This window comes from Pseudomonas sp. yb_2, from assembly GCF_043103905.1.
Lineage (GTDB): Bacteria > Pseudomonadota > Gammaproteobacteria > Pseudomonadales > Pseudomonadaceae > Aquipseudomonas > Aquipseudomonas alloputida.
On record NZ_JBICKH010000022.1, the window covers coordinates 20786 to 27693 of the forward strand.

Genomic DNA, 6908 nt, shown 5'->3' on the forward strand with positions numbered 1-6908 from the left:
GCGATACCGGCGATGCTGTTATGATCGACGGTATTTCTCTGGATCGGGGCGTTTCATGTCCACTCGCGAAATCCGCATTGCCACCCGTAAAAGTGCTTTGGCCCTGTGGCAGGCCGAATACGTCAAGGCCCGCCTCGAGCAGGCCCACACCGGTCTGCAGGTGACCCTGGTACCCATGGTCAGTCGCGGTGACAAGTTGCTCGACGCGCCGCTGGCAAAAATCGGCGGTAAGGGGCTGTTCGTCAAGGAACTGGAAACCGCGCTGCTGGACAACGAAGCCGACATCGCCGTGCACTCGATGAAAGACGTGCCCATGGACTTCCCAGAGGGCCTGGGCCTCTACTGCATCTGCGAGCGTGAAGACCCGCGTGATGCCTTCGTTTCCAATACCTTTGACAGCCTCGAAGCGCTGCCCGCCGGCAGTATCGTCGGTACCTCAAGCCTGCGCCGTCAGGCCCAGTTACTGGCTCGCCGCCCGGACCTGCAAATCCGTTTTCTGCGCGGCAACGTCAACACCCGCCTGGCGAAACTGGATGCCGGCGAGTACGACGCCATCATCCTCGCCGCCGCGGGCCTGATCCGTCTGGGCTTCGAAGACCGCATCACCTCCACCATCAGCGTCGATGACAGCCTGCCGGCAGGTGGTCAGGGTGCGGTGGGCATCGAGTGCCGCAGTGCCGACGTTGAGATTCATGCACTGCTGGCGCCACTGCACCATGTCGACACCGCTGACCGGGTGATCGCCGAGCGCGCGCTGAACAAACGCCTGAATGGTGGCTGCCAAGTGCCGATCGCCTGCTACGCGGTTCTTGAAGGTGATCAGTTGTGGCTGCGTGGCCTGGTGGGCCAGCCTAGCGGCGGGACCTTGCTGGTGGCCGATGCCCGTGCACCCCGTGCCGCTGCCGAGGCCCTGGGCGTACAGGTGGCCGAAGACCTGCTGGGGCAGGGCGCCGAGGCCATTCTGAAGGAAGTCTACGGCGAGGCCGGTCACCCGTGAGCCAATGGCGCCTGTTGCTGACCCGGCCTGCCGAGGACTGCGCGGCGCTGGCGCAAAGCCTGGCGGCAGCGGGAGTGGGCAGCAGTTGCCTGCCCCTGCTGGAGATTGAACCCATTACCGTGCAAGCCCCACAGCGGCTGTCGCTGGAAGGCTTGCATGACTTCCAGGCGATCATTGTGGTCAGCAAGCCGGCCGCCCGGCTGTTGCTTGAGCATCTGGCCGAGACCAGCATCCGGCCACCGCAGCGAGGCTGGTTCACCGTGGGTGAGGCAACCGCTGGTGTGCTGCAGGGTGCTGGGCTGAAGGTTTGCTTTCCGCCGCGTGGCGATGACAGCGAAGCCTTGCTGGCACTGCCGGCCCTGCGCCAGGCACTTACCGAGCCGGCACCGCGTGTCTTGATCGTTCGCGGCGTCGGAGGTCGCGAACTGCTGGCAGAGCGTCTTGCAGAGCAAGGTGCTAGTGTCGAATATCTGGAACTGTATCGTCGCTGCCTGCCGGCCTACCCGGCGGGTACGCTGATGCGCCGCATTGAAGCGGAACGCCTCAATGGCCTGGTGGTCAGCAGTGGGCAGGGTTTTGAACATTTGCAGCAGATGGCCGGTGCCGATTGGCAGCGGTTGGCCCAGTTGCCGCTGTTCGTGCCCAGCCCGCGGGTCGCCGAGCAGGCCAAGGCCGCAGGGGCCCAACAGGTTGTGGATTGCCGTGGCGCCAGTGCCACGGCCTTGCTGGCAGCCGTGCAGCGTAGCGCTGCACCTGCCTCTTAAGGCGCTAAGCTGAATGCGGTGCGCCCCCATGCAAAGGATGGATACGTGAGCGAGACTGTCTTGTCCAATAACGATAAACCGTCGGCGCAGGCGCCTGCGGAACCCGTTACCACCCCACCTGCCAAGCGCTCCGGCAGTGGCCTGGCAGCGCTGGCCTTGCTGCTTGGTGCGGCCGGGGTGGCGGTAGGTGGCTGGGGTGTCTGGCAGGTGCGTCAACTGCAGGGCAGTGAGTTCAACCAGGGCCAGCACATCGAGGCGCTGAGCCAGCGCGCCGAGGCGCTGCAGCAACGTGAACAGCAGATCAGTGCGCAACTGGCCAGTCTGCCAGCCGCCAGCGAGCTAGAAGACCGCCGGCGTTTGGTAGCCCAGTTGCAGGGCGACCAGCAGCGTCTCAGCCAGCGCCTGGAAACCGTGCTGGGAGAAAGCCGCAAAGAGTGGCGCCTGGCCGAAGCCGAGCACCTCCTGCGGCTGGCTACCCTGCGCCTTTCGGCGTTGCAGGACATCACCAGTGCCAAAGCCCTGGTCGAAGGCGCCGACGAGATCCTGCGCGAGCAGAGCGACCCGGGTGCCTTCGCCGCCCGCGAGCAACTGGCCCGCAGCCTGGCCACGCTCAACAGCACTCAGCAACCGGACCGTACTGGCCTGTTCTTGAAACTGGCTGCGCAGCGTGAGCTGGTACAGCAGCTGAGCGCCCAGTCCCCCGAGTTCGACAGTAACGCCGATGCGCTTGGCGCCCTGACCGCCGACGGTGATGGTGCCAGCAGGCTGTCGCAGTGGTGGGCAGAAATATCCAAGTACTTCCAGATCGACTTCAATGCCGATGAAAACGTGCGTCCGTTGCTGGCCGGGCAGCAACTGAACCAGCTGCGCCTGGCCCTGAGCCTGACTATCGAGCAGGCCCAGTGGGCGGCGCTCAATGGTGATGCCAAGGTTTACACGCAGGCGCTGGACGACGCCCGCAGCGTACTGCTGGCCAACTTCAATGCAGACAACCCGCAAAGCAAGGCCATGCTCGACAGCCTCAATGCCTTGGCCGATCAGCCGGTGTCGGTGGTTACCCCTGACCTTAGTGAAAGCCTGGCGGCAGTGCAGGCCTATATTCAGCGCCGTCACCTGCCGGCCGAGGCTGAAGGGGGCAAGCCATGAAGCGTGTCTACCTGTTGGCCGTGCTTGCGATCGTGGTTGCTGCGGCACTGGGCATCGCGGTTGCCAAGCACAGCGGCTATGTACTGATTTCCTATGGTGGCTTCCGTTATCAGTCGGGGCTGTGGGCAGCCTTGGCGGGTATTTTGGCGGTCGTCCTGCTGCTGTGGTTGCTGCGCTATCTGGTCGGCCTGGTGCTGACTTCCAGTGGTGTGGTCAACCCGTGGTCACGGCGTAACCGCAGCCGACGTATCCGCCTGGCGATCGAACAGGGCCAGCTCGATCTTGCCGAAGGCCGCTGGGCCAGTGCCCAACGGCACTTGCACCGTGCCGCCGAGGCGGAGCGCCAACCGTTGCTGTACTACCTTGGTGCCGCGCGTGCTGCCAACGAGCAAGGCCGTACCGAAGACAGCGACAACCTGCTGGAGCGTGCCCTGGAGCGCCAGCCGCAAGCGGAGCTGGCCATTGCCCTGACCCATGCCCAGTTGCAAATGGACCGTGGCGAAAACGATGGGGCCCTGGAAACCCTGCTGGCCATGCAGGAACGCCACCCGCACAACGGCCAGGTGCTGCGCTTGCTGCAACGCCTGTACGTGGAGCGCGGCGACTGGTCTGCACTGATCCGCCTGCTGCCCGACCTGCGCAAGGGCAAGGTGCTGCCGCCCGCCGAGCTGGCTGCTCTGGAACAACGCGCCTGGGGCCAGAATCTGAGCCTGGCGACCACCCGTGGCGAAGATGCGCTCAGTGCACGTCAATCCTTGGAGCGCGCCTGGCAGCAGCTGACCGCAGCCCAGCGCCAGGAGCCACAACTGGTGCTGGCGTACGCCGAGCAACTGCGCCAGGTAGGTGCCCAGAACGAGGCCGAACAAGTACTGCGCACGGCCCTCAAGCGCGACTACGAAAGCCACCTGGCCCGCCTTTACGGCCTGGTGCGTGGTGATGACCCGGCGCGTCAGCTGCAAACCGCTGAAGGTTGGCTCAAGGCTCACCCGCAAGATGCCAGCCTGCTGCTGACCCTGGGCCGTCTGAGCCTGCAAAACCGCTTGTGGGGCAAGGCGCGTGACTACCTGGAAAGCAGCCTGCGCATGGAGCGCAACCCCGAGGCCTGTGCTGAGCTGGCCCGCCTGCTCGCGGGGCTGGGCGAGACCGAGCGCAGCAACCAGCTGTTCCAGGAGGGCCTTGGCCTGCTGGACGAGCGCCTGCTGGCGCTGCCTTTGCCAGAAGGCGTGCGCGCCTGACCTACCCCAAGGCCCGCGCAAAGGTGCGGGCTTTGGGGGCAGGTAATTTATCTTTCGCTGTCAGTTTGATCTGAAGTCCATTTCTTCCGTCGCCTCCTACGGCATATCTGGAAATTTCCTACGCGATTCAGTGACTTGTCGTTGCTGTCGTGCCTTGAAACAAAGCGTGTCTTTCCTCTACCGTTTCAAGCCACTACTTTTTCCCCGGGACCTTCACCGCCCATGCTGCCGGCCCGTTTGCGCACCTTTTTTCTTCCTGCCTGCCTGGTCGCACTGGCAGTACTGGTTGCGTCTTTCCGTCTGGAAAACACAGTGGGGCTGATGCCGTGCCCATTGTGCCTCAGCCAACGGTTGCTGCTTGGCGGGTACGCGCTCCTGTGTTTCGCAGCCGTGCTGCAGGCGCCGGGCACGCGGGGCATCCTTCGTTATGCTCGGCTGGCGCTGGGCTGCTCGCTGGCCGGCGCTTTGCTGGCAGCACGGCATGTCTGGTTGCAGGGGGCTGAGGGGGTCAATGAGGTATGTCCGGTGCCGATCGGGCGAGTGTTCGAGCAATCCTGGAGTGAGGCGGCACGGCAACTGCTGCTGGGTGGCCCGGATTGCCGTTCGCTTGCCTGGAGTTTTCTCGATCTGACACTGCCGGAATGGAGCCTGTTGGCCTTCCTGCTGCTGGCGGTGCTGCCCTTGAGTTGCCTGCTGGCGTATCGTTTCCGCACCTTGGCAAGAACATGACCTGGCGCAAGGTTGTGCCATTAGCGCGACCAATGGTGATGTAACAGGGTATTAAACACTTGTATGAACTTTGTGTGCTGCGTACCTTGAAGGGCAGCACGCGCGGGAATAATCTCCCAGCACGCATACCGGAAAAACAACTGCTCGATGCCGTCCTGCTGATGTCACCTTTGTGCTGCGCGGTCGTGGTGCGAGGTGCAGCGGCATCTACCCAGAAGGGAAGAGATCGCCATGCTCGATAGTTGTCAGAACGCCCAGGAACGCTGGGGTGGGGTTCACAAGCTGATCGACCGTTGGCTGGAGGAGCGCCAGGAACTGGTGCAGGCTTTTCGCGCCCTGCGCGATGTGAGGCCAGCCTTCGCCGACAAGGACACCAACGGGGACTTTTGCGCCCTTCTGGTCGACTACGTTTCGGCGTGGCACTTCGAAGTCTGCGAGCAACTGGTCAGCGAGGCCAAGGCGTTCGGAGACAAGAAGGCGCTGAAACTGGCCGAAGAGATCAACCCACGGATCAACGACAGTACTCAGATCGCACTGGCCTTCAATGACCATTGCACCAAGGGGGAGTGCAAGGACACCGAACGCTTTGCCGAGAAGCTGGCCAAATTGGGCGGGTTGTTGCATGAGCGCTTCGAGCTTGAAGACTGCCTGATCGAAGTGCTGCACAACGCACACAAGGAAGAGGGTGCAGTGCAGGCCTGAGGTTGGCGTCAGTCGCCAACCGCCAGCAGTTCGATCTCGAATACCAAGGGGGTGTAGGGTGCAATCAGGTCTCCCGCCCCCTCGGCGCCATAGGCTTGCGCTGAAGGAATTACCAGGCGCCATTTGGCGCCGGTGTGCATTTTCGGCAAGGCGACCTGCCAGCCTTCGATAACCGAATCCAGGTTGAACCATTGGGAGGTCTGGTTCTGGTCGAATATTGAGCCGTCCGGCAATCTGCCCACATAGCGCACTTGCACTTTGCCGCCCGCTTTTGGCTGTGCACCCGTGCCTGCCTGCAATTCGCTGTACAGCACACCTTCCGTTAGTTCGTGCACCCCATAACGCCCACGTTCATTAGCCATGAAACGCGTTTCGGCGGCCTGCAGCTTTTGCGCAGCGGCGTCACCTTCCTGGGCTTCATGCTGCTGCAGCACTGCCTGCATGCGTGCCTTGTCGAGTTTCAGGGGTTGCCCCTGATAGGACTGCTTCAGGCCTTCGACCAGTGCATCCAGCTGCAAGCCTGGCATCTCCTGGCGCAGGCGTTCACCCAGGCTGGCACCCAGGCTGTAGGCCAAATCGTGGTCGTCGTTGTCGGCCAAGGCGAGGGGTGCCATCAGGCATAAACCCAAAACAAGATATCGAGGCAACGCCTGACTCCCAAATACCAGCAATGATTAATTCAGCAACTACACTTTCACGCAGCTGCAAGATAACAACTTTGCCCAGGCATGCAACGCGGCGTAAACATTACGGTCAACATGCCCTAGCGGCGGTAGCAGCAGAAGCATAGTATGAGCCGCAATCTCGTCAGCCAGGAGGTAAACCATGTCGGCCAAAAAGAAGCCAGTAAGTACGCCGTTACACCTGCTCCAGCAACTTTCGGGCAGCTTGCTCGAACACTTGGAAGAGGCCTGCTCGCAAGCGCTGGCTGATGCGGAAAAACTGCTGGCGAAGTTGGAAAAGCAGCGTGGCAAGGCGCAGGAAAAACTGCACAACGGTCGCCTGAAACTGCAAGACGCGGCCAAGGCAGGTAAAGCCAAGGCGCAAAGCAAGGCGCAAAAAGCCATCGGTGAACTTGAAGAACTGCTCGAGTCTCTCAAGGAACGTCAAACCCAGACGCGCTCTTACATTCAGCAACTCAAACGCGATGCTCAGGACAGCCTCAAGCTGGCTCAGGGTGTAGGTAAAGTACGCGAAGCTGCAGGCAAGGCCCTTGATCAACGTGCGGCCAAACCGGCAGCCAAGGCAACCGCTGCTGCCAAGCCTGCGGCCAAACCAGCTGCCAGGGCGACCGCTGCCGCCAAGCCTGCGGCCAAACCAGCTGCCAAGACGACC

At 62.4% G+C, this 6908-nt stretch carries 8 protein-coding genes; 7 read left to right on the forward strand and 1 reads right to left on the reverse strand.

Going from position 1 to position 6908, the window contains the following annotated elements; translation table 11 throughout:
* The first annotated feature begins 55 nt into the window (after positions 1 to 55).
* The 6 genes from hemC (at position 56) to ACF8FB_RS04530 (ending at position 5573) form a co-directional block, all read left to right on the forward strand.
* Positions 56 to 997 (forward strand): hydroxymethylbilane synthase, encoded by a 942-nt coding sequence (gene hemC, locus ACF8FB_RS04505; protein WP_003255895.1) that lies wholly within the window; start codon positions 56 to 58, stop codon positions 995 to 997.
* Positions 994 to 1761, forward strand: a complete 768-nt coding sequence (locus tag ACF8FB_RS04510) for a uroporphyrinogen-III synthase (protein ID WP_392511066.1) — start codon at positions 994 to 996, stop codon at positions 1759 to 1761. The genes hemC and ACF8FB_RS04510 overlap by 4 nt, the downstream gene beginning before the upstream one ends.
* A gap of 45 nt (positions 1762 to 1806) precedes the next feature.
* Positions 1807 to 2907: a uroporphyrinogen-III C-methyltransferase gene (locus ACF8FB_RS04515; RefSeq protein WP_198747267.1), complete on the forward strand. Its 1101-nt coding sequence runs from the start codon at positions 1807 to 1809 to the stop codon at positions 2905 to 2907.
* Complete coding sequence (locus tag ACF8FB_RS04520; protein ID WP_010951574.1) at positions 2904 to 4142, forward strand: heme biosynthesis protein HemY; 1239 nt, start codon at positions 2904 to 2906, stop codon at positions 4140 to 4142. Before ACF8FB_RS04515 ends, ACF8FB_RS04520 begins: the two co-directional genes overlap by 4 nt.
* A 222-nt stretch (positions 4143 to 4364) precedes the next feature.
* The gene (locus ACF8FB_RS04525) at positions 4365 to 4871 is read left to right on the forward strand and encodes a disulfide bond formation protein B (protein WP_010951575.1); all 507 of its coding nucleotides are present in this window, start codon (positions 4365 to 4367) and stop codon (positions 4869 to 4871) included.
* A gap of 231 nt (positions 4872 to 5102) precedes the next feature.
* Complete coding sequence (locus tag ACF8FB_RS04530) at positions 5103 to 5573, forward strand: Rsd/AlgQ family anti-sigma factor (RefSeq protein WP_003255887.1); 471 nt, start codon at positions 5103 to 5105, stop codon at positions 5571 to 5573.
* 8 nt (positions 5574 to 5581) lie between these two features.
* Here the strand turns inward: ACF8FB_RS04530 and ACF8FB_RS04535 are convergent, their stop codons facing one another.
* Positions 5582 to 6220 (reverse strand): FKBP-type peptidyl-prolyl cis-trans isomerase, encoded by a 639-nt coding sequence (locus ACF8FB_RS04535; RefSeq protein ID WP_392511067.1) that lies wholly within the window; start codon positions 6218 to 6220, stop codon positions 5582 to 5584.
* 178 nt (positions 6221 to 6398) lie between these two features.
* Here ACF8FB_RS04535 and ACF8FB_RS04540 point away from each other — a divergent pair.
* A partial coding sequence (locus ACF8FB_RS04540) for an AlgP family protein (RefSeq protein ID WP_392511068.1) occupies positions 6399 to 6908 on the forward strand: 510 nt, incomplete at its 3' end.